The sequence below is a fragment of the Pseudomonas sp. F-14 TE3623 genome (assembly GCF_053629015.1).
Genome location: NZ_JBRJHM010000001.1, coordinates 5626036 through 5643748, shown reverse-complemented (window position 1 = coordinate 5643748; position 17713 = coordinate 5626036). Strand labels below are relative to the sequence as shown.

Here is a 17713-nt window from a genome sequence, read left to right as displayed (position 1 = left end):
AAAACGCCAGGTTTAAGCCTGGCGTTTTTTATGCGTGAAACGAAACGGCGATCAGCTGCGATTGCGTTTAGGCAGCACGTCCTTGAGCTTGGCGTGCATGCTGCGCAAGGTGTTTTCGGTGGCGGTCCAGTCGATGCAGGCATCGGTGATCGACACGCCGTATTGCAGGTCGGCGAGGTCTTTCGGGATCGCCTGGCAGCCCCAGTTCAGATGACTTTCGACCATCAGGCCGATGATCGACTGGTTGCCTTCGAGGATCTGGTTGGCGACGTTCTCCATCACCAGCGGTTGCAGGGCCGGGTCCTTGTTGGAGTTGGCGTGGCTGCAATCGACCATGATGTTCGGCTTGATCTTCGCTTTGTTCAGCGCTTGCTCGCAGAGCGCGACGCTGACCGAATCGTAGTTCGGTTTGCCGTTACCGCCGCGCAACACCACGTGACCGTAGGCGTTGCCCTTGGTGGTGACGATCGACACGCCACCTTCCTGGTTGATACCCAGGAAACGGTGCGGGCTGGAAACCGATTGCAAGGCGTTGATGGCCACCGTCAGGCCGCCATCGGTGCCATTCTTGAAGCCGACAGCCGAGGACAGGCCGGAAGCCATTTCACGGTGAGTCTGGGATTCGGTGGTGCGTGCGCCGATCGCCGACCAGCTGATCAGATCCTGCAAGTATTGCGGGGAGATCGGGTCGAGGGCTTCGGTCGCAGTCGGCAGGCCCATCTCGGCCAAGTCCAGCAGCAACTGACGACCGATGTGCAAACCATCCTGAATCTTGAACGAGTCGTCCAGGTACGGATCGTTGATCAAGCCTTTCCAGCCGACGGTGGTGCGTGGCTTCTCGAAATACACGCGCATGACCAGATACAGGGTATCGGACACTTCGGCCGCGAGCACTTTCAGGCGCTCGGCGTATTCGTGGGCAGCCTTGATGTCATGGATCGAGCACGGCCCGATCACGACGAACAGGCGGTGGTCGGTGCCATCAAGAATGTTGCGAATGACTTCGCGGCCTTTGGTGACGGTGCGCAGGGCAGCGTCGCTCAGAGGGATATCACGCTTGAGCTGATCGGGAGTGATCAGGGTCTCGTTGGAGGCGACGTTAAGGTCGTTGATCGGTAAATCAGCCATCGTTTACTCGTCAGGTCACGGGTGCCGGCCGCCAGCGAACCCGCGCGGCGGAGCACAGCAAATTAAGCGCGTCGGGGAGCTGAACCTTAGCGCGTTACACCGTGGCTCGACAATGGGCAGACACCGGTTTTGCTACGCAAATGCCTTGCGAACCGTGTCGTGGGAGAACTCGTTGGCGTGCAGCTGGACCCATTCGAGGGCCAGGGTCTGGTTGCTCAGCTGTTCGCTGTGGGGTTCGTGCTGACGGCAGTAACGTTCGATCTGGCAAACCTGCTCGCCCATTCGCGCACTGAACAGGGTCTGTTCATCGACGAAGGCGATGCCCACCAGATAGCTGCGTTTTCGTCGCAGACACCAGGCAACATAGCCCAGGTAACAGATCGTGGTGCTCAGGGTGGGCATGCGCACTTGAAGTGCGGTGCCCCTTCGCCATCCGCGGTGGTAATTGCAAGCCATGCCGCCGAGGCTGATAGTGTGCAGCTCTTGCCGCGAAATGCACTCATGTTTGAGCAACGTCAATTCGACGGGTACATCGTCAGGATGAGGAAGATAACGTCCCATGAACACGGACTCCCTGTGTCGGCCATCTGACATCGTTTCTCCCAGTATAGTGGTCGAATCGGAACTGACTGATTTCGACGCCGACCAGCGGCTGTTGGCGATGAACGGTATTTCCCTGGTGATCTTTACCAGCGTCGGCTGCGCCAGTTGCCGTTTTGCCCGTGAGCAATTGCCCACGTTCGATCTGGCGGTCGATCGACTGTGCTGGATCGATGCCGGGAACAATGGTGGCGTGGTCGAGCGTTATCGGGTCTTTCATTTACCGGCGCTGTTTGTTGTGCGCGACGGTGAGTTTTTTGGGGCCCTACAATCACGTCTGACCCGAACGGCGCTCAACGAGGCCGTGGGTCAGGCGCTGAGTCGACAAGCAGAGGAGTTGCCATGACAGATACAGTGGCCAAGCCGACAATCGGCATTATCGGAACCGGCGCGATCGGTGGTTTCTACGGGCTGATGCTGGCGCGTGCTGGCTTCGATGTGCACTTTTTGTTGCGCAGTGAGTTTTCAGCGGTGGCTGAGCGCGGCTTGCATCTTGATCATGCGTCGTTGGGCCCGCTGGTTCTGAACCCGGTCCAGGCTTATTCGTCGGCTGCCGACATGCCGCCGTGTGACTGGCTACTGGTGGGCGCCAAGACCACCAGCAACGCGGATTTGGCACCGGCCATTATTCAAGCCGCGGCGCCTGATGCCAAAGTGCTGTTGTTGCAAAATGGCCTGGACGTCGAAGACAGTCTGCGCGAGTTGCTCCCCGATTCGCTGCACCTGCTCGGCGGGCTCTGTCTGATCTGCGTCCATCGCGCCGGCCCAGGGGTCGTTACCCATCAGGCGCTCGGGGCGGTGAATGTCGGCTACCACAGCGGCCCCGCTGCCGAGGAACAGGCGCGCATGAACATCGTCGAGGAGGGCGCCGGGCTGTTTCGCGCCGCCGGCATCGACGCCCAAGCCATGCCGAACCTGCATCAGGCGCGCTGGCAGAAATTGGTCTGGAATATTCCCTATAACGGCCTGTCGGTTCTGCTCGGAGCCAGCACCACGCCGTTAATGGCGGATGCCGACAGCCGCGCGCTGATTCAGGCCTTGATGGCCGAAGTGGTTCAGGGAGCCAAGGCCTGTGGTCACGACATGCCGCCGGGTTACGCCGATTATCTGTTCATGATGACCGAGAAAATGCCCGACTATTGGCCGAGCATGTACCACGACTTCCTGCACAAGCGACCGCTGGAACTGGACGCGATCTACACTCGGCCACTGGCAGCGGCGAAGGCGGCGGGATGTGAATTGCCGCGAATCGAAGCCTTGTATCACAGCTTGAGTTTTATCGATCGACGTAATCACTGAGTCGGTCAAAAGGAGAGGGAAGGGCATGGCAAATGGCATAGACGACAAACTGGTGCTGGCGATTTCTTCGCGAGCGCTGTTCGACTTGAGTGAGAGCCACAAGGTTTATCTGTCGAGCGGTGTCGAGGCCTATCGGCAATACCAGATTGAACACGAAGACGAAATTCTCGAGCCCGGCGATGCGTTTCCGTTGGTCGAAAAACTCCTGAACCTGAACGCCAGTCTCGGCCGTGCCCGGGTCGAGGTAATCCTGGTGTCGCGCAACAGCGCCGACACCGGCCTGCGGGTTTTCAACTCGATTCATCACTATGGTCTGGCGATCTCGCGGGCGGCATTTGTTGGCGGACGCAGTCCTTATCCGTACCTCAAGGCCTTTGGCTGTGACCTGTTTCTTTCGACCCATTCCGACGATGTGCGCAGTGCGCTGGATGCGGGTTTCGCCGCAGCGACTATTCTGTCGGGCGGTGCCAGTCGCGCTGCCAGTGATGAGTTGCGCATTGCTTTCGACGGTGATGCGGTGCTGTTTTCCGATGAGTCGGAGCGGGTCTATCAGTCGGGAGGCCTGGCGGCGTTTCAGGCCAGCGAGCGTGAGGCCGCCCGCGAGCCTTTGCGCGGCGGACCGTTCAAAGGCTTCCTCGCAGCGCTCAACCTTTTGCAGCGCGAGTTCCCCGATGATGCCTGTCCGATCCGCACCGCGCTGGTGACCGCGCGTTCGGCGCCGGCCCATGAACGGGTGATCCGCACCTTGCGCGAATGGGATATCCGCCTGGACGAGTCGTTGTTCCTCGGCGGTTTGACCAAATCGGCTTTTCTCGAAGCCTTTGCCGCCGACGTATTTTTCGACGACCAGGCTGGCCATTGCGAGCTGGCCCGCGAAGTGGTCGCCACCGGTCACGTGCCGCATGGCATCAGTAACGAGCCGTCGATTTAAAGCGCCGCGGTTCAATGCGTTGCGTCAGACGCCGCACTCGCCACGGCACTGCTAAGCTGAATCAATCTCCGCCATGTTGGCATTAAAGGAGGTCCCAATGATTCATTCGATGCTGTATGCCACCGACCTCGGTCTGTATGCACCTTTTGTGATGCAGCATGCGTTGGCACTGGCTCGAACATTCAATGCCGACTTGTATGTGGTGCATGCGGTTGAGCCGATGGGGTTGTTCGCCGAATCGGTGCTTCAGAGTTACCTCGATGAGCAGGCCTTGAACGAGTTTCACAGTCAGGGTCTGAATACGGTGATCGCCAATATCGAGCAGCGGGTGCTCGACAGTTTTCGCGAAGAGCTGGGGGATGAGGGGGAGCAAGACCTGGAACGGATTCGGGCAGTGCGGGTGCTGCAGGGCGATCCGGCGCAGGTGATTCTCGACCAGGCGCAGAAACTCTCCGTCGATTTGCTGATCGTAGGGAGTCACAGTCATGGTGCTGGCGCGGACACGCCATTGGGCCGAACCGCTGCGCGCGTGTTGCAACTGTCCAGGGTGCCGGTCTATCTGGTGCCGCTGATGGAACGTCGCCGCAAAGGGGATCGCTAGGACACGAATAATGGCATTTTGATAAAAAAGTTCTAGATTTATTAATCAAACCATTAATATAGTTATATACCGTCGCTGATGCCCGTGGCGTCTACTGCTTTGAGGGATTCATATGAAGCTTCAACAATTGCGCTACATCTGGGAAGTGGCGCACCACGACCTCAACGTTTCAGCTACAGCCCAAAGCCTCTACACCTCGCAACCGGGCATCAGCAAACAGATCCGTCTGCTGGAAGACGAATTGGGGGTCGAGGTTTTCGCCCGCAGCGGCAAGCACTTGACCCGGGTTACCCCGGCCGGCGAGCGCATCATCACCACCGCTGGTGAGATCCTGCGAAAAGTTGAAAGCATCAAGCAGATCGCCCAGGAATTCTCCAACGAGAAAAAAGGCACCCTGTCGATCGCCACCACGCACACCCAGGCGCGTTATGCGTTGCCACCGGTGATCAGCAATTTCATCAAGCAATACCCGGACGTTGCCCTGCACATGCATCAGGGTTCGCCGATGCAGATCGCTGAGATGGCCGCTGACGGCACCGTCGATTTCGCCATCGCCACCGAAGCGCTGGAGTTGTTCGGCGACCTGGTGATGATGCCGTGCTACCGCTGGAACCGCTGCGTGGTCGTGCCTCAGGGCCACCCGCTGACCAAGCTGTCGAAGCTGACTCTCGAAGCCTTGGCCGAATACCCGATCGTGACTTACGTGTTCGGTTTCACCGGTCGTTCGAAACTCGACGAAGCCTTCAGCCATCGCGGCCTGACACCGAAAGTGGTGTTCACCGCGGCCGACGCCGACGTGATCAAGACTTACGTTCGTCTGGGCCTGGGCGTGGGCATCGTGGCGAAAATGGCGGTCGACACCAAGCTCGATAGCGACCTGGTGGTGCTCGATGCCAGCGAGTTGTTCGAATCCAGCATTACCAAAATCGGTTTCCGTCGCGGCACGTTCCTGCGTGGTTTCATGTGCGACTTCATCGAGAAATTCGCTCCGCACCTGACCCGCGAAGTCATGGCCAAGGCCATTCAGTGCCACAACAAACAGGAACTGGAAGAGCTGTTCGACGGCGTCGAACTGCCGGTGCATTAATCGTTTTTTCTAGATCACCTCGGTGACAGAAAACTGTTGCCGAGCGCCCGCCACCAGAATCTCCACTTCATCCCCTTCGAACTTGCCCAGCAGGCTTTTGCCCAGTGGCGAGCGAGGGGTGATGACGGTAATCAGTTGCCCCACCATATCAACCTTCAGCCCGGCCGCGTCGGGGGCCAGGAACAGCCATTGTTCGCGACCCTTTTCGTCTTCCAGACCGAGCAGGGCACCGACTTCGATACCGCGCTGATCATCATAAGGCCGCAGTGTCAGGTTCTGGCAAAGGGTCAATGACTGCCTGATTTCTTCCACTCGTTTGGCCTGTCCGGCCGCCAGGTAAGACGCCTCCAGCCCCAACGTGTCGTACTTGTTTTCGGCTATGTTTTCTTCGTGGGTCGCGGTTTCATAAGCGGTTTGCGCGGCACGCTCGGCGATGTCGAGATCGATCCGCAGCTTGTCGATAATCAGTTGATGGACGGTCGGCTTGTGCATAGGGAGCTTCATGATCAATCGCAGAATTGCAGGACATTGGCGCGGCTTTTTTCGCTCGGCGCAGTTTGATTTTGCTGCAGCCAGAACTGGCATTTTGGATTGGACAGATTGTGTTTGCTGCTTCTGGCCTGTTCCACCATTTGCTGCTGTTCATTCCTGCGCAGATGGTCCTCGTACTGCTCGAACATCGGGTTCTGTGGGGCGGGTTGCTCAATCACCGGTGGCTTGGCCAATTGTTCCACCGCCTGAGCCAAGGGCGCCAATTGCTCGTTGAACAACAAGCGCCAGGCGAGCCAGCAAGTCAGTGCGATCGCGATGAATCCCAACCACAAACCGAGGGCAATACTGCCGGTCAGTTGCAGCGCATTAAACTGGATCGGCAAGGGACGGCGCGGGTTGGGACGGTAGGGCATTACTGCCTCCTGGCGGGTGGTCGCGGGCAAGTGGCGATTGTCGCATGAAGATTAATCGCCGTCGGCTCTTCTGCGCGGGGTAATTTATGCGGACAATCGGCGCCTTTGCCAACGGGAGCCTGGAATGCCTGAAATGAAAACCCGCTGGGATATTTTTTGCACTGTGGTCGACAACTTCGGCGACATCGGTGTGACCTGGCGCCTGGCCCGACAACTGGTGGCCGAACATGCCGTGACGGTGCGCTTGTGGGTCGACGATCTGCGGGCCTTCGAGCGTTTGTGTCCGCAAATCGATATCAACGCTGCGCAGCAGTGGCAGCAGGGCGTCGAGGTGCGACAGTGGTCGGCCGACTGGCAGCCCACCGAAGCCGCTGATGTCGTCATCGCCGCGTTCGCCTGCCAGTTGCCGAGTGCTTATATGGAGGCCATGGCCGAACGGGAAAAGCCGCCGCTGTGGATGAACCTCGATTACCTGAGTGCCGAAGACTGGGTCGTCGGCTGCCACGGCTTGCCGTCGGTAAAGTACAAGAACGTGCAGAAGTTCTTTTTCTTTCCGGGCTTTCGCAAGGGCACCGGTGGCTTGCTGCGTGAAAGCGGATTGCTGGAACAGCGTCGGCAGTTTCAGCAAAGCCCGCAAGCTCAGCGAGAATTCCTGCAAGGCTTGGGAATTGATCGCGCGCCGAATGCATTACTGATCTCGTTGTTTGCTTACGAAAATACCGGGCTGGCGAGTTGGCTCGACACGATGGCGGCCGACTCGACGCCCACTCATCTGCTGGTACCCGAAGGCCGGATTCTCGGCGACGTCGAACGCTGGCTCGGGGTGGACGGGCTGAAGGCCGGGGCGGTGCATGTGCGCGACGCCTTGACCGTGCAAGTGCTGCCGTTCGTCCGACAGGATCAATATGACCTGCTGCTGTGGAGCTGCGATTTCAACGCCGTGCGCGGCGAAGATTCCTTTGTCCGCGCTCAATGGGCAGGTCGTCCGTTGCTCTGGCACATCTATCGGCAAGACGAAGATATCCATCTGGACAAGCTCGATGCTTTCCTGGTCCTGTACACCCAAGGCCTGTCCGAGCCTGCCCGCGAGGCGATCAGTGGTCTATGGCGGGCATGGAATGCAGGTGAGACAATGACGGATCACTGGAAATCGACCCGCAAACACTGGCCTGAACTGGAAAAACATGCCGAGACATGGTGTCTGGAACAAGCCTTGCAGGCAGATCTTGCCGCAGCGCTGGTACAGTTTTATGTAAATTGGATATGATACGCGGCCTAGATTTTTGTAAATCCCATCCAAATTCGGATATTCGCAATGAAAACTGGTAAAGAACTGAAACCCGGTACCGTGATCCGTCTCGAAAACGATCCTTGGCTGGTTCAGAAAGCTGAATTCACCAAGTCGGGTCGTAACAGCGCGATCATGAAGACCAAGCTGAAAAACCTGCTGACCGGTTACAAGACCGAGATCGTTTACAGCGCCGACGACAAGCTGGACGACGTAATCCTCGACCGCAAAGAAGCGACCCTGTCCTTCATCAGCGGCGACACCTACACGTTCATGGACACCACCGACTACACCATGTACGAGCTGAACGCTGAAGACATCGAAGCCGTTCTGCCTTTCGTTGAAGAAGGCATGACCGATGTTTGCGAAGCGATCTTCTTCGAAGAGCGTCTGGTTTCCGTAGAACTGCCGACCACTATCGTGCGTCAGGTTGACTACACCGAAGGTTCCGCTCGCGGTGACACTTCCGGCAAGGTGATGAAGCCTGCCAAACTGAAGAACGGTACCGAGCTGTCGGTTGCTGACTTCATCGAAATCGGCGACATGATCGAGATCGATACCCGCGAAGGCGGTTCCTACAAAGGCCGTGCTAAATAAGCACAGCTTCAGGAATGAAAAAGCCCGACCATTGAGTCGGGCTTTTTTGTGAGTGTCAGAAAGATTCAAGCCAGTTGCATAAAACCCTGTGGGAGCGGGCTTGCTCGCGAATGCGGCTTTACATTCAACACAGATGTTGACTGATCTACCGCTTTCGCGAGCAAGTCGAATCGTCGCACCGCCGCTCCCACATTTGTCCTGCGTTATTTCTTCAGATGTTGCTTGAGTTCTTCGGACGCTTGCAGCATCGCCGAATGCACCGCGGGTACCTGGCTCACTACGTTGAGCAAACCATAGTCGTGGATCATGCCGTTGTAGCGAACCGCCGTGACCGGTACCCCCGCCTCGTCGAGTTTGCGGGCGTAGGCTTCACCTTCATCGCGCAGGACATCGGCGCTGGCCGTTTGCACCAGCGCGGGTGGCAGACCCTTGAGTTGCGCGGTGGTCGCTCGCAGTGGTGAGGCGTAGATCTCGTTCCGTTGTTTGGCGTCGGTGGTGTAGTTGTCCCAGAACCACTTCATCATGTTTTTGGTGAGGAAGTGCCCTTCGGCGAACTGGTTGTAGGACGCCGTCTCGAAGCTGGCGTCAGTCACCGGCCACAACAACACCTGGAATTTGATCGCCGGCGTGCCTTTGTCTTTGGCCATCAGCGCAACCACGGCTGCCATGTTGCCACCGACGCTGTTGCCGGCCACGGCCAGACGTTTGCCGTCGACGTTGATCTCTTTACCGTGCTCGGCCACCCACTTCGTCGCGGCGTAGGCCTGGTTGATCGCCACCGGGTAATGCGCTTCTGGCGACGGGGTGTAATTGACGAATACCGCCGCCGCGCCTGAACCCGTTACCAAGTCGCGAACCAGCCGTTCGTGGGTCGGGAAGTCCCCCAGCACCCAACCACCGCCGTGAAAGAACATGAACACCGGCAGCTCGTCTTTGACTCCGGCCGGCCGAACGATGGTCAGGCTGATCGGTTGGCCGTCGACCTGGATGGTCTTCTCGCTGACATCGGCTTTGGGCAGCGTCAGTTTCACCCCGGCCTGCGCACCCACCAACACCGCACGGGCTTCGGCAGGGGTGAGCTGTTCCAGCGGTTTGCCAGTGCCGGCATTCAGTACATCGAGGAACGCCTGGGTGTTGTGTTCAACCCCATTGCCTGCGAATGCACTGTTGATGGACAGGGCGAGAAGAGTACCGGTCAAGACTTTGCTGAAGGTGTTCATGTTCATTTCCTGTTCGACCTTGGAGTCAGCGGTTAGACGGTAACGTGCAGGCGCACATCGACATTGCCACGGGTGGCGTTGGAGTACGGGCAGACTTGGTGGGCGGCTTCGACCAGGCTTTGTGCATCGGCTTGCTCAAGACCCGGCAGGCTGATGTACAGGTCGATGTCCAGACCGAAACCGCCAGGGATTTGGCCGATGCCGACATGCGCGGTGATCGACGCGTCGTCCGGGATTTTGCGTTTGGTCTGGCTGGCGACGAATTTCAGCGCGCCGATGAAGCAGGCGGAGTAGCCGGCTGCGAACAGTTGTTCAGGGTTGGTTGCGGCGCCGCCAGCACCACCGAGTTCTTTCGGCGTGGCGAGTTTGACGTCGAGGATGTTGTCGCTGGAAATCGCACGACCGTCACGGCCGCCGGTGGAGGTTGCGATTGCGGTGTAGAGAGTTTGCATGGTGTGAGCCTCATTCGAGCTTGGGTGTTTTGCGCTAAATGTTTGCGCGCTAAGTAAGTGCGACATGAATGTAGCTCGCTAATATTTAGTGCGCAAGATAAATTTTGAAGAAAATTTGACCCGAAGTGAACGTGCTCGACTAAAAGTATTGAGTTAGAGCTGTCGAGGCGGGATTTTTGCGGGGAATTTTTTTCGAGGAAGGGAGGCGAACGAGAGGGAAAGGACCACAAAATAAATGTGGGAGCGGGCTTGCTCGCGAAAGCGGACTGTCAGCCAGCACTAATACTGAATGATAAACCGCTTTCGCGAGCAAGCCCGCTCCCACAGGGGATCTGGGGTGTTTTGAGGTCAGAGGCTGTCTTGCAGATGACTACGCAGTGCTTGAAGATCCGCTTGCAGCTTCTTCAGCTGTTCCATCGTTTGTCCGCTGGCGCCGAGGACGCACTGGGGAACGCCCCGTGCCTTGTCTCGCAGCGCTCGGCCTTGCTCGGTCAGTTCAACAATCACCACCCGTTCGTCTTCACGGCTGCGGGTACGGCTCAGCAGGCCTTCGGCTTCCAGACGCTTGAGCAGCGGGGTGAGGGAACCGGGATCGGTCAGCAGTCGGGTGCTGATTTCGCCGACCGTCAGCCCATCTTTTTCCCACAACACCATCATCGCCAGGTACTGCGGATAGGTCAGGCCCAGCGCTTGCAGCAGCGGCTTGTAGACCTTGGTCATCAGCAGCGAGGTGGAATGCAGGGCGAAGCAGACCTGATTGTCCAGCAGCAGGTCGTCGCAGTTATCCGGGGTGTTGCGCTCGGTGTTCATTTCAAAGCCTTGATCAGTGATCGTCATGAATCTAGCGGGCGAATCTTTAATGCGCCAGATAATTCTGGACTAGTGGCGGTCCAGGTTGGTTTGCAGCGCCAGATCCCACGGCGGGATGGGGCTGAAACGAGTCTTCAGGTATTCCAGCAACAAGCGACTTCGCGAACTGGGTTGCTGTTCCAGGCGCAACGCATAAATACCGGTGCTTTCCGGTTTTGGCAGACCATTTTCGCAAAACAGCGGCAGCAGTTCGCCGCGTAATAAATATTCGCTGGCCAGCCAGGTCGGCAAATGCGCGATGCCCAATCCGGCCAGTGCGCCGCAGACCAGCGCCTCGGCATTGTTGGCGCTCATGCGGATTCGCGCTGGCCGGTGCAAGTGCATCTGCCCATCTCGCTCAAAGCGCCAGGCGAAGGGCGGAGCCAAGCCTTCCCAGTCGAGGCCATCATGGTCGACCAGCTGCGCAGGGTCGGTCGGCACCCCACGGCGTTGCAGGTAATCGGGGCTGGCGCAGGCGATGCGCACCATGCTCGCCAGCGGCGTGGCCACCAGCCGGGTGTCGGCCATTTGCCCGGCTCGCAGCACCAGATCGACCTTGCCCAGGTTCGAGCCTTGCATGTCGACGAAGCTGTCGATCAGGTGCAATTGCACATCGAGGCCGGGGTAAAGCGTCAGGAAATCGGCAATCACCGGCGCCAGGTGTCGGCGTCCGAAGGCTGCCGGCGCATCCACTCGAATCAAGCCTTCCGGCGCACTGCTAAGAGACACCGCTTCCGCCCGGGCCAGGCGCAGTTCAGCGACGATCCGCCGCGCACGCTCGGCAAAAGCCAGACCGGCCGGGGTCGCGCGCACGGCATGGGTGCTGCGAATGAACAACTGGCTGCCGACGGCGCTTTCGAGGCTATCGATGCGTCGCGCCACGGCCGAAGGCGTCAATGGATGGCGACGGGACGCGGCGGAAAAGCTGCCGCTTTCCAGCACATCGAGAAACAGACCAAGTTGTTCGGTCAATTGATTGGGGTTCATGGTTTGTCGGCGCTTATGCGAAATTGGCACAGCCATTGTGCGTTGCTGTGCGTTTCCCCGCCAGAGCCGACTGAGTAGGATGGACAGCCTCACAAAAGGAAAATCGCCTGTGATTGAGTTCATGTTGTATCTGGTTTTTGGAGCAGCCCTGGGAACCCTCGGCGGCCTGTTCGGCATTGGGGGCGGATTGGTCGCGATCCCGCTGCTGGGCGTGTGGTTCGGTCTTGATCAGCAGATCGCCCAAGGCACGGCGCTGGTGATGGTGGTGCCGAACGTGATGCTGGCGCTGTGGCGCTATCACCAGCGCAATCGCATCGAATTGCGGCATGCGCTGCCACTGGCCTCGATGGGGTTCTGCTTTGCCTGGATGGGTTCGATCTGGGCGGTGGGTATCGATGCGCAAACCATGCGCTTGGGCTTCGTCGCTTTTCTGATCGCGCTGTCGGCCTACAACCTGATGCGAATGTTCACCACCAACGCACCGGCCTCTTCGCAGATGCGCTATTCCTGGCCGTGGCTGGGCGTGCTCGGCGCAGCTTCCGGGGCGATGGGCGGACTGTTTGGAGTGGGCGGGGCGGTGGTGGCAACGCCGGTGTTGACCAGCCTGTTTGGTACCACTCAAGTGGTTGCCCAGGGATTGGCGCTGGCGCTGGCGTTGCCGAGTACGGGCGTCACCCTGGCGACTTATGCGGTGCACCATCAGGTGCATTGGGCGATCGGTGTGCCGTTGGCGATCGGTGGATTGATGAGCATCAGTTGGGGCGTGAGAATTGCCCACGCATTGCCGGAGCGGCTCCTGCGCGGGCTGTTCTGTGGTTTTCTGGTGGTCTGTGCGGTGATGCTCGCGTTTAAAGTTTGAAGCCTTCGACGATGTGCTCGGCCAGGCATTCGGTGATCGGCGAAGGGTTGTTCAGGTTGCGGATCAGCATGATGCTGGCTTCCGGCAACAGCGGCAGGTCTTCGTTGGCGCCGAGGATGCGCATGTCCGGTGTGATCAGGCTTTCCAGCTGCGCGGTGATCGCCAGGCCCGCGCTGACCACGGCCATCAACGCCGACAGGCTGGAGCTGTTGTAGGCAATCCGGTAGTCGCGGCCCATGGCGTCCAGGGCATTGCACGCCCAGAGGCGGCAGAAACAATCGCTGTTGAACATCGCGAGAGGCAGCGGCGTCTGCTCATGGGCATTGAAGCATTGGGCTTCGGCCCAGACAAAACGCTCCTTGCGCAGCAGCTGGCCAATCTCGTTACCCGGCTCGCGGGTGACGATGGACAGGTCCAGGTCCTGGCGCTGCAACAGTTGCCGGGTCGATTCGCAGTGAACCTCGATCTGGATCAGCGGGTAGAACTGCGCGAAGCGCGACAGGATGCCCGGCAGAAAGCGCATGACGTAATCATCGGGCGTGCCGATGCGCACCGTGCCGATCATATGCGGCTCGCGCAGGGTATTGAAGACTTCGCTGTGGAGTTTGAGGATGCGCCGCGCATAGCCCAGCAATACCTGGCCTTCGGCGGTCAGCTTGACCTGGCGCCCGTCGCGTTCGAACAACTGGCGCTGCAACACGTCTTCTTCCAGGCGTTTCATCTGCATGCTCACCGCCGACTGGGTGCGGTTGACCATTTCACCGGCACGGGTAAAACCGCCCAGATCGGCAATCGCGACGAAGGTGCGCAGTACATCGGTGTCGATACTGGGGTAGGCGGACATTCATCAATCTCCGAGATGTATGCCATCAGAAACATTCGTTGGATTGATCTTATCGCTGGCGCGAGACTTGAGCCATCCCTAAAGGAGGGCAATACGATGAAAGGTCACAACGAGCATGTAACGGAACAAAAATTCTCAATCCACGCGGTATCCGATCTGCTGCACAAGTTTAGTCGCTGGTACGAACTTCACCGTGAACGTGAAATGCTGGCGAGCTTGAGCGACGAAGCACTGAAGGATATCGGCGTGAGCCGTGCGGATGTGGAGCATGAGACGGTAAGACCGTTCTGGGATGATCCGATGCATAAATGATGATGCCATCGCTACACAAACCACTTGCGGGTGAGGTAGGTTGCGAGCAGACAAGGAGATGCTCATGCCCGCCACACTGTCTTTTTCCCTCAAACAGGCTCGGCGTCTGGCGCTGGCTGCCCAAGGGTTCAACGGGCGCCAGCCGCCAGCAGCGATCAAACCGGTTCAGCTCAATCGGCTGATCGAACGCCTGGGCATTCTGCAGATCGATTCAGTCAATGCGTTGGTGCGTTCGCACTACCTTCCCTTGTTTTCCCGTCTTGGCAATTACTCATCCGACTTGCTCGATCAGGCTGCCTGGAGTCAGGGCCGGCGACGCACGTTGTTCGAGTACTGGGGCCACGAAGCGTCGTTATTGCCCTTGTCGATGTACCCCTTGATACGCTGGCGCATGCAGCGTGCGACCCGCGGCGAAGACATCTATCAACAACTGGCGCGTTTCGGTCGTGAGCAGCAAGACACGATTCGCCGCGTTTTGGCGTCGGTTCAGGAACTCGGTGCGCTGGGTGCGGGCAGCTTGTCGACCCGGCAGGAGCGGGCAGGGCCGTGGTGGGACTGGAGCGCGGAAAAGCATGCGCTGGAATGGTTGTTCGCTGCCGGTGAAGTGACCGTGGCCGGTCGGCGCGGGTTCGAACGGCTTTATGATTTGCCGGAGCGGGTAATTCCTTCGGTGATACTTCAACAGCCTTTGCTTAGCGAGGCCGAGGCTCAGCGCGGCCTATTACTGCACGCCGCCAATGCGTTGGGCGTGGCGACGGAAAAGGACCTGCGGGATTACTTTCGCTTGAGCCCGGCAGACAGCCGGCCGCGGCTGGCGGAACTGGTCGAGGCGGGTGATCTGCTGGTGTGTGAGGTTGAAGGCTGGCGGCAACCGGCCTATTGCCTGGCAGAGCCGAAAGTACCGCGCAAGGTCGAGGCCAGTGCGCTGCTTTCACCCTTCGATTCGCTGATCTGGGAGCGTAGCCGTACTGAGCGATTGTTCGATTTCCGTTATCGGTTGGAGATTTATACGCCGCAGCACAAGCGCGTCTATGGGTATTACGTATTGCCGTTTTTGCACCATGAGCGGATTGCCGCGCGGGTCGATTTGCGTGCCGAGCGAGCGTTGGGTCGGTTGGCGGTGCATGCCGTGCATGAGGAAGAGCCGGGGCTGGATGAGGTGGGGATGTCGGAATTGGCGGTTAATTTACGGCAGATGGCGGACTGGTTGGGGCTGGCGCAGATTCAATTGAATTGCCCGCGGGCGAGTGCGGCGCGGTTGCGGGTGGCATTGGCACAGATTGAGGGTGATTGAGCTGACGTCTTCGCGAGCAAGCCCGCTCCCACATTTGGACTGCGGTCAACTGTGGGAACGGGCTTGCTCGCGAAAGCGGTGTATCAGGCAATCAAAGAATTACTGACTCACCGCCGAACCTGCTTCAAGGTTTCGGCAATCAAAAACGCCAATTCCAGCGACTGATCGGCATTCATCCGTGGGTCGCAATGGGTGTGGTAACGGTCCGACAAGCCATCCTCGGTAATCGGCCGCGCGCCGCCGATGCATTCGGTGACATTTTGCCCGGTCATTTCGATGTGGATGCCGCCGGCATAACTGCCTTCTGCCTCGTGAACCTGGAAGAACTGCTTCACTTCGCCAAGAATCTGTGCGAAGTCGCGGGTCTTGTAGCCGCTGCTGGCCTTGATGGTGTTGCCGTGCATCGGGTCGGAGCTCCAAAGTACCTGCTTGCCCTCGCGTTGTACCGCGCGGATCAGCTGCGGCAGGTGATCGCCGACCTTGTTCGCGCCCATCCGCGCAATCAGGTTCAGGCGACCCGGGTCGTTGTCCGGGTTGAGCACATCGATCAGGCGAATCAGGTCTTCAGGGTTCATGCTCGGGCCGACCTTCACGCCGATCGGGTTATGCACCCCGCGCAGGAATTCGACATGAGCACCGTCGAGCTGACGGGTTCGGTCGCCGATCCACAGCATGTGGGCCGAGCAGTCGTAATAATCGTTGGTCAGGCTGTCGCGACGCACGAAGGCTTCTTCGAAGTTCAGCAGCAACGCTTCGTGGGCGGTGAAGAAACTGGTTTCGCGCAGTTGCGGCGAGCTGTCCATGCCGCAAGCGCGCATGAAGGCCAGGGTTTCATCAATGCGGTCGGCCAAGTGGCTGTATTTTTCGGCCAGCGCCGAGTTGGCGATGAAGTCCAGGTTCCACTTGTGCACCTGATGCAGGTCGGCGAAGCCGCCCTGGGCGAAGGCGCGCAACAGGTTCAGGGTTGCCGTGGACTGGTGATACGACTGCAGCAGACGTTCCGGGTCCGGCACGCGGCTTTTTTCGTCGAAACCGATGCCGTTGACGATATCACCACGGTAGGCTGGCAGCGTCACGCCGTTGATGGTTTCATCGTTGGCCGAACGGGGTTTGGCGAACTGGCCGGCCATGCGTCCGACTTTGACCACCGGGCAACCGGCGGCGAAGGTCATGACGATCGCCATTTGCAGCAACACTTTAAAGGTGTCACGAATTTTCGCGGCGGAGAATTCGGCGAAGCTTTCGGCGCAGTCGCCGCCCTGCAACAGAAATGCCCGGCCCTGGGTGACTTCGGCAAACTGACGACGCAACTCCCTGGCTTCACCGGCAAACACCAGCGGCGGATAGCTCGCCAGGGTTTGCTCAACGTGCAGCAAATGCGCCGCGTCGGGGTATTGAGGTTGTTGCTGGATCGGCAGGGCGCGCCAGCTGTCAGGGCTCCAGGGTTGGCTCATTGCAGTCTCTAGTGTTTTACGCTTGGACGGTTATGGTATCAGCAATTAGTGCGTGACCTGTTCCCGTCGCTTCGCGGACAATCGCGCCTTTGCCGCGCCACCCACGCGGTCTTATTGCGTTGCCGGGTCACGGTGACGATCAGGAGACGAAATGACTGAGGAGCGCGTCGAGCATCTGCTCGCCGAGGTACAGGATGAGTTCGGCGTGATTCGCGTGCTGGAAGTGGCTGATTACCGTTTTCTGGAGTTCGGTGATGCCATCGAACAGAGCTGCGTGTTCACCGCCGACCCGAGCTGGCTCGAGTACGATTACACCCGGGCGATGCTGATTGGCGCGCTGTGCCACGAACAGCCGGAAAGCGCGCTGTTCCTCGGGCTCGGCGCCGGCACTCTGACCCAGGCTTGCCTCAAGTTCCTGCCGCTGGAAGATGTCGAAGCCATCGAGCTGCGCCCGGATGTACCGCGCCTGGCCATCGAATACCTCGGGCTGGATGACGATCCGCGGCTGTACATTCGCGTCGGCGATGCCTTGGAGCTACTCGAAACGGCTGAACCGGCCGATCTGATTTTCGTCGACCTCTATACCGATGTCGGGCCGGGTGTCGGGCATCTGGCCTGGGGTTTTCTGGAAAACTGTCAGAAACGGTTGAATCCGGGTGGCTGGCTGGTGATCAACCAGTGGGCCACCGACGATGGTCGACCGTTGGGGGCGGCGTTGTTGCGCGGTCTCTATCACCGGCATTACTGGGAATTGCCAGTGAAGGAGGGCAACGTGATTCTGATCGTGCCATCTGAGCTGGATCAGGAACTGGATTTGGATGGGCTGATCGCGCGGGCTGAAGGCTTGGCGCCGCAGTTGGGGTACTCGTTGCAGTCGTTGATCAAGGCGATTCGGCCGGCGACATAAGTCGTTGTCTGTTCTGGCCCCTTCGCGAGCAAGCCCGCTCCCACATTGGATCGCGTTCTAATGTGGGAGCGGGCTTGCTCGCGAAGAGGGCCTCACAGC

Annotated in this window: 21 protein-coding genes; 11 read left to right on the top strand and 10 right to left on the bottom strand. The window is 59.0% G+C overall.

Annotated features, from left to right (window positions below; all coding sequences use genetic code 11):
- Positions 1-51: 51 nt before the first annotated feature.
- Both AB7M29_RS26195 and AB7M29_RS26190 read right to left on the bottom strand, forming a co-directional pair.
- The gene (locus AB7M29_RS26195) at positions 52-1128 is read right to left on the bottom strand and encodes a 3-deoxy-7-phosphoheptulonate synthase (protein ID WP_038982203.1); all 1077 of its coding nucleotides are present in this window, start codon (positions 1126-1128) and stop codon (positions 52-54) included.
- A gap of 132 nt (positions 1129-1260) precedes the next feature.
- Positions 1261-1689 (bottom strand): PilZ domain-containing protein, encoded by a 429-nt coding sequence (locus AB7M29_RS26190; RefSeq protein ID WP_454248335.1) that lies wholly within the window; start codon positions 1687-1689, stop codon positions 1261-1263.
- On the opposite strand from AB7M29_RS26190, the gene AB7M29_RS26185 reads away from it, so the two are divergent.
- The 5 genes from AB7M29_RS26185 to cysB all read left to right on the top strand — a co-directional run bounded on the left by AB7M29_RS26185 (position 1688) and on the right by cysB (position 5646).
- Positions 1688-2074 (top strand): thioredoxin family protein, encoded by a 387-nt coding sequence (locus AB7M29_RS26185; protein WP_123501229.1) that lies wholly within the window; start codon positions 1688-1690, stop codon positions 2072-2074. The two genes, AB7M29_RS26190 and AB7M29_RS26185, sit on opposite strands and share 2 nt — an antisense overlap.
- The gene (locus tag AB7M29_RS26180; RefSeq protein WP_454248334.1) at positions 2071-3027 is read left to right on the top strand and encodes a putative 2-dehydropantoate 2-reductase; all 957 of its coding nucleotides are present in this window, start codon (positions 2071-2073) and stop codon (positions 3025-3027) included. Before AB7M29_RS26185 ends, AB7M29_RS26180 begins: the two co-directional genes overlap by 4 nt.
- A gap of 25 nt (positions 3028-3052) precedes the next feature.
- Positions 3053-3958: a 5'-nucleotidase gene (locus tag AB7M29_RS26175; protein WP_008075703.1), complete on the top strand. Its 906-nt coding sequence runs from the start codon at positions 3053-3055 to the stop codon at positions 3956-3958.
- A 97-nt stretch (positions 3959-4055) separates the two neighbouring features.
- Entirely contained in the window at positions 4056-4559 is a 504-nt protein-coding gene (locus tag AB7M29_RS26170; RefSeq protein WP_052964029.1) for a universal stress protein, read from the top strand.
- Between the two features lie 112 nt (positions 4560-4671).
- On the top strand, positions 4672-5646 hold the full coding sequence (cysB, locus tag AB7M29_RS26165; RefSeq protein ID WP_007899921.1) for an HTH-type transcriptional regulator CysB: 975 nt from the start codon (positions 4672-4674) through the stop codon (positions 5644-5646).
- 9 nt (positions 5647-5655) lie between these two features.
- Here the strand turns inward: cysB and AB7M29_RS26160 are convergent, their stop codons facing one another.
- Together AB7M29_RS26160 and AB7M29_RS26155 are read right to left on the bottom strand one after the other, a co-directional pair.
- Complete coding sequence (locus AB7M29_RS26160; RefSeq protein ID WP_217858821.1) at positions 5656-6138, bottom strand: GreA/GreB family elongation factor; 483 nt, start codon at positions 6136-6138, stop codon at positions 5656-5658.
- Between the two features lie 14 nt (positions 6139-6152).
- On the bottom strand, positions 6153-6551 hold the full coding sequence (locus tag AB7M29_RS26155) for a hypothetical protein (protein WP_007899919.1): 399 nt from the start codon (positions 6549-6551) through the stop codon (positions 6153-6155).
- 124 nt (positions 6552-6675) lie between these two features.
- Here AB7M29_RS26155 and earP point away from each other — a divergent pair, with 124 nt between their 5' ends.
- Both earP and AB7M29_RS26145 read left to right on the top strand, forming a co-directional pair.
- Entirely contained in the window at positions 6676-7818 is a 1143-nt protein-coding gene (gene earP, locus AB7M29_RS26150; RefSeq protein WP_454248333.1) for an elongation factor P maturation arginine rhamnosyltransferase EarP, read from the top strand.
- Positions 7819-7866: 48 nt separating this feature from the next.
- Positions 7867-8436, top strand: coding sequence for an elongation factor P (locus AB7M29_RS26145; protein WP_007943632.1), 570 nt, complete (start codon positions 7867-7869; stop codon positions 8434-8436).
- Between the two features lie 203 nt (positions 8437-8639).
- Here AB7M29_RS26145 and AB7M29_RS26140 read toward each other — a convergent pair whose 3' ends face one another.
- From AB7M29_RS26140 to AB7M29_RS26125, 4 genes are all read right to left on the bottom strand, one after another.
- A complete protein-coding gene (locus AB7M29_RS26140; RefSeq protein ID WP_217858819.1) occupies positions 8640-9656 on the bottom strand; it encodes an alpha/beta hydrolase in 1017 nt (338 codons plus the stop codon).
- A gap of 32 nt (positions 9657-9688) precedes the next feature.
- Positions 9689-10108, bottom strand: a complete 420-nt coding sequence (locus tag AB7M29_RS26135) for an organic hydroperoxide resistance protein (protein WP_454248332.1) — start codon at positions 10106-10108, stop codon at positions 9689-9691.
- A 348-nt stretch (positions 10109-10456) separates the two neighbouring features.
- Positions 10457-10918: a MarR family winged helix-turn-helix transcriptional regulator gene (locus AB7M29_RS26130; RefSeq protein ID WP_217858831.1), complete on the bottom strand. Its 462-nt coding sequence runs from the start codon at positions 10916-10918 to the stop codon at positions 10457-10459.
- Between the two features lie 69 nt (positions 10919-10987).
- The gene (locus AB7M29_RS26125; RefSeq protein WP_123723193.1) at positions 10988-11944 is read right to left on the bottom strand and encodes a LysR family transcriptional regulator; all 957 of its coding nucleotides are present in this window, start codon (positions 11942-11944) and stop codon (positions 10988-10990) included.
- A gap of 109 nt (positions 11945-12053) precedes the next feature.
- Between AB7M29_RS26125 and AB7M29_RS26120 the strand changes: the two genes are divergently transcribed.
- Positions 12054-12803 (top strand): sulfite exporter TauE/SafE family protein, encoded by a 750-nt coding sequence (locus AB7M29_RS26120; protein WP_454248331.1) that lies wholly within the window; start codon positions 12054-12056, stop codon positions 12801-12803.
- On the opposite strand, the gene AB7M29_RS26115 is transcribed toward AB7M29_RS26120, so the two are convergent.
- On the bottom strand, positions 12793-13647 hold the full coding sequence (locus tag AB7M29_RS26115; protein ID WP_454248330.1) for a LysR substrate-binding domain-containing protein: 855 nt from the start codon (positions 13645-13647) through the stop codon (positions 12793-12795). The two genes, AB7M29_RS26120 and AB7M29_RS26115, sit on opposite strands and share 11 nt — an antisense overlap.
- A gap of 96 nt (positions 13648-13743) precedes the next feature.
- Here AB7M29_RS26115 and AB7M29_RS26110 point away from each other — a divergent pair, with 96 nt between their 5' ends.
- Positions 13744-13959, top strand: coding sequence for a DUF1127 domain-containing protein (locus AB7M29_RS26110; RefSeq protein ID WP_032835366.1), 216 nt, complete (start codon positions 13744-13746; stop codon positions 13957-13959).
- A 64-nt stretch (positions 13960-14023) separates the two neighbouring features.
- Positions 14024-15253 (top strand): winged helix-turn-helix domain-containing protein, encoded by a 1230-nt coding sequence (locus AB7M29_RS26105; RefSeq protein ID WP_454248329.1) that lies wholly within the window; start codon positions 14024-14026, stop codon positions 15251-15253.
- A gap of 107 nt (positions 15254-15360) precedes the next feature.
- On the opposite strand, the gene AB7M29_RS26100 is transcribed toward AB7M29_RS26105, so the two are convergent.
- Complete coding sequence (locus AB7M29_RS26100; RefSeq protein WP_454248328.1) at positions 15361-16707, bottom strand: class II 3-deoxy-7-phosphoheptulonate synthase; 1347 nt, start codon at positions 16705-16707, stop codon at positions 15361-15363.
- Positions 16708-16858: 151 nt separating this feature from the next.
- Here AB7M29_RS26100 and AB7M29_RS26095 point away from each other — a divergent pair, with 151 nt between their 5' ends.
- A complete protein-coding gene (locus tag AB7M29_RS26095) occupies positions 16859-17614 on the top strand; it encodes a spermidine synthase (RefSeq protein WP_050681929.1) in 756 nt (251 codons plus the stop codon).
- Positions 17615-17713 lie beyond the last annotated feature (99 nt).

What these genes read in the sequence shown, in the direction of transcription:
- AB7M29_RS26145 (WP_007943632.1), top strand. Translation starts at nt 7,867, where the DNA reads ATGAAAACTGGTAAAGAACTGAAACCCGGTACCGTGATCCGTCTCGAA.
- AB7M29_RS26095 (WP_050681929.1), top strand. Translation starts at nt 16,859, where the DNA reads ATGACTGAGGAGCGCGTCGAGCATCTGCTCGCCGAGGTACAGGATGAG.
- AB7M29_RS26125 (WP_123723193.1), bottom strand. Translation starts at nt 11,944, where the DNA reads ATGAACCCCAATCAATTGACCGAACAACTTGGTCTGTTTCTCGATGTG.
- AB7M29_RS26185 (WP_123501229.1), top strand. Translation starts at nt 1,688, where the DNA reads ATGAACACGGACTCCCTGTGTCGGCCATCTGACATCGTTTCTCCCAGT.
- AB7M29_RS26175 (WP_008075703.1), top strand. Translation starts at nt 3,053, where the DNA reads ATGGCAAATGGCATAGACGACAAACTGGTGCTGGCGATTTCTTCGCGA.
- AB7M29_RS26195 (WP_038982203.1), bottom strand. Translation starts at nt 1,128, where the DNA reads ATGGCTGATTTACCGATCAACGACCTTAACGTCGCCTCCAACGAGACC.
- AB7M29_RS26130 (WP_217858831.1), bottom strand. Translation starts at nt 10,918, where the DNA reads ATGAACACCGAGCGCAACACCCCGGATAACTGCGACGACCTGCTGCTG.
- AB7M29_RS26160 (WP_217858821.1), bottom strand. Translation starts at nt 6,138, where the DNA reads ATGCACAAGCCGACCGTCCATCAACTGATTATCGACAAGCTGCGGATC.
- earP (WP_454248333.1), top strand. Translation starts at nt 6,676, where the DNA reads ATGCCTGAAATGAAAACCCGCTGGGATATTTTTTGCACTGTGGTCGAC.
- AB7M29_RS26155 (WP_007899919.1), bottom strand. Translation starts at nt 6,551, where the DNA reads ATGCCCTACCGTCCCAACCCGCGCCGTCCCTTGCCGATCCAGTTTAAT.
- AB7M29_RS26100 (WP_454248328.1), bottom strand. Translation starts at nt 16,707, where the DNA reads ATGAGCCAACCCTGGAGCCCTGACAGCTGGCGCGCCCTGCCGATCCAG.
- AB7M29_RS26135 (WP_454248332.1), bottom strand. Translation starts at nt 10,108, where the DNA reads ATGCAAACTCTCTACACCGCAATCGCAACCTCCACCGGCGGCCGTGAC.
- AB7M29_RS26170 (WP_052964029.1), top strand. Translation starts at nt 4,056, where the DNA reads ATGATTCATTCGATGCTGTATGCCACCGACCTCGGTCTGTATGCACCT.
- AB7M29_RS26105 (WP_454248329.1), top strand. Translation starts at nt 14,024, where the DNA reads ATGCCCGCCACACTGTCTTTTTCCCTCAAACAGGCTCGGCGTCTGGCG.
- cysB (WP_007899921.1), top strand. Translation starts at nt 4,672, where the DNA reads ATGAAGCTTCAACAATTGCGCTACATCTGGGAAGTGGCGCACCACGAC.
- AB7M29_RS26180 (WP_454248334.1), top strand. Translation starts at nt 2,071, where the DNA reads ATGACAGATACAGTGGCCAAGCCGACAATCGGCATTATCGGAACCGGC.
- AB7M29_RS26140 (WP_217858819.1), bottom strand. Translation starts at nt 9,656, where the DNA reads ATGAACACCTTCAGCAAAGTCTTGACCGGTACTCTTCTCGCCCTGTCC.
- AB7M29_RS26115 (WP_454248330.1), bottom strand. Translation starts at nt 13,647, where the DNA reads ATGTCCGCCTACCCCAGTATCGACACCGATGTACTGCGCACCTTCGTC.
- AB7M29_RS26110 (WP_032835366.1), top strand. Translation starts at nt 13,744, where the DNA reads ATGAAAGGTCACAACGAGCATGTAACGGAACAAAAATTCTCAATCCAC.
- AB7M29_RS26190 (WP_454248335.1), bottom strand. Translation starts at nt 1,689, where the DNA reads ATGGGACGTTATCTTCCTCATCCTGACGATGTACCCGTCGAATTGACG.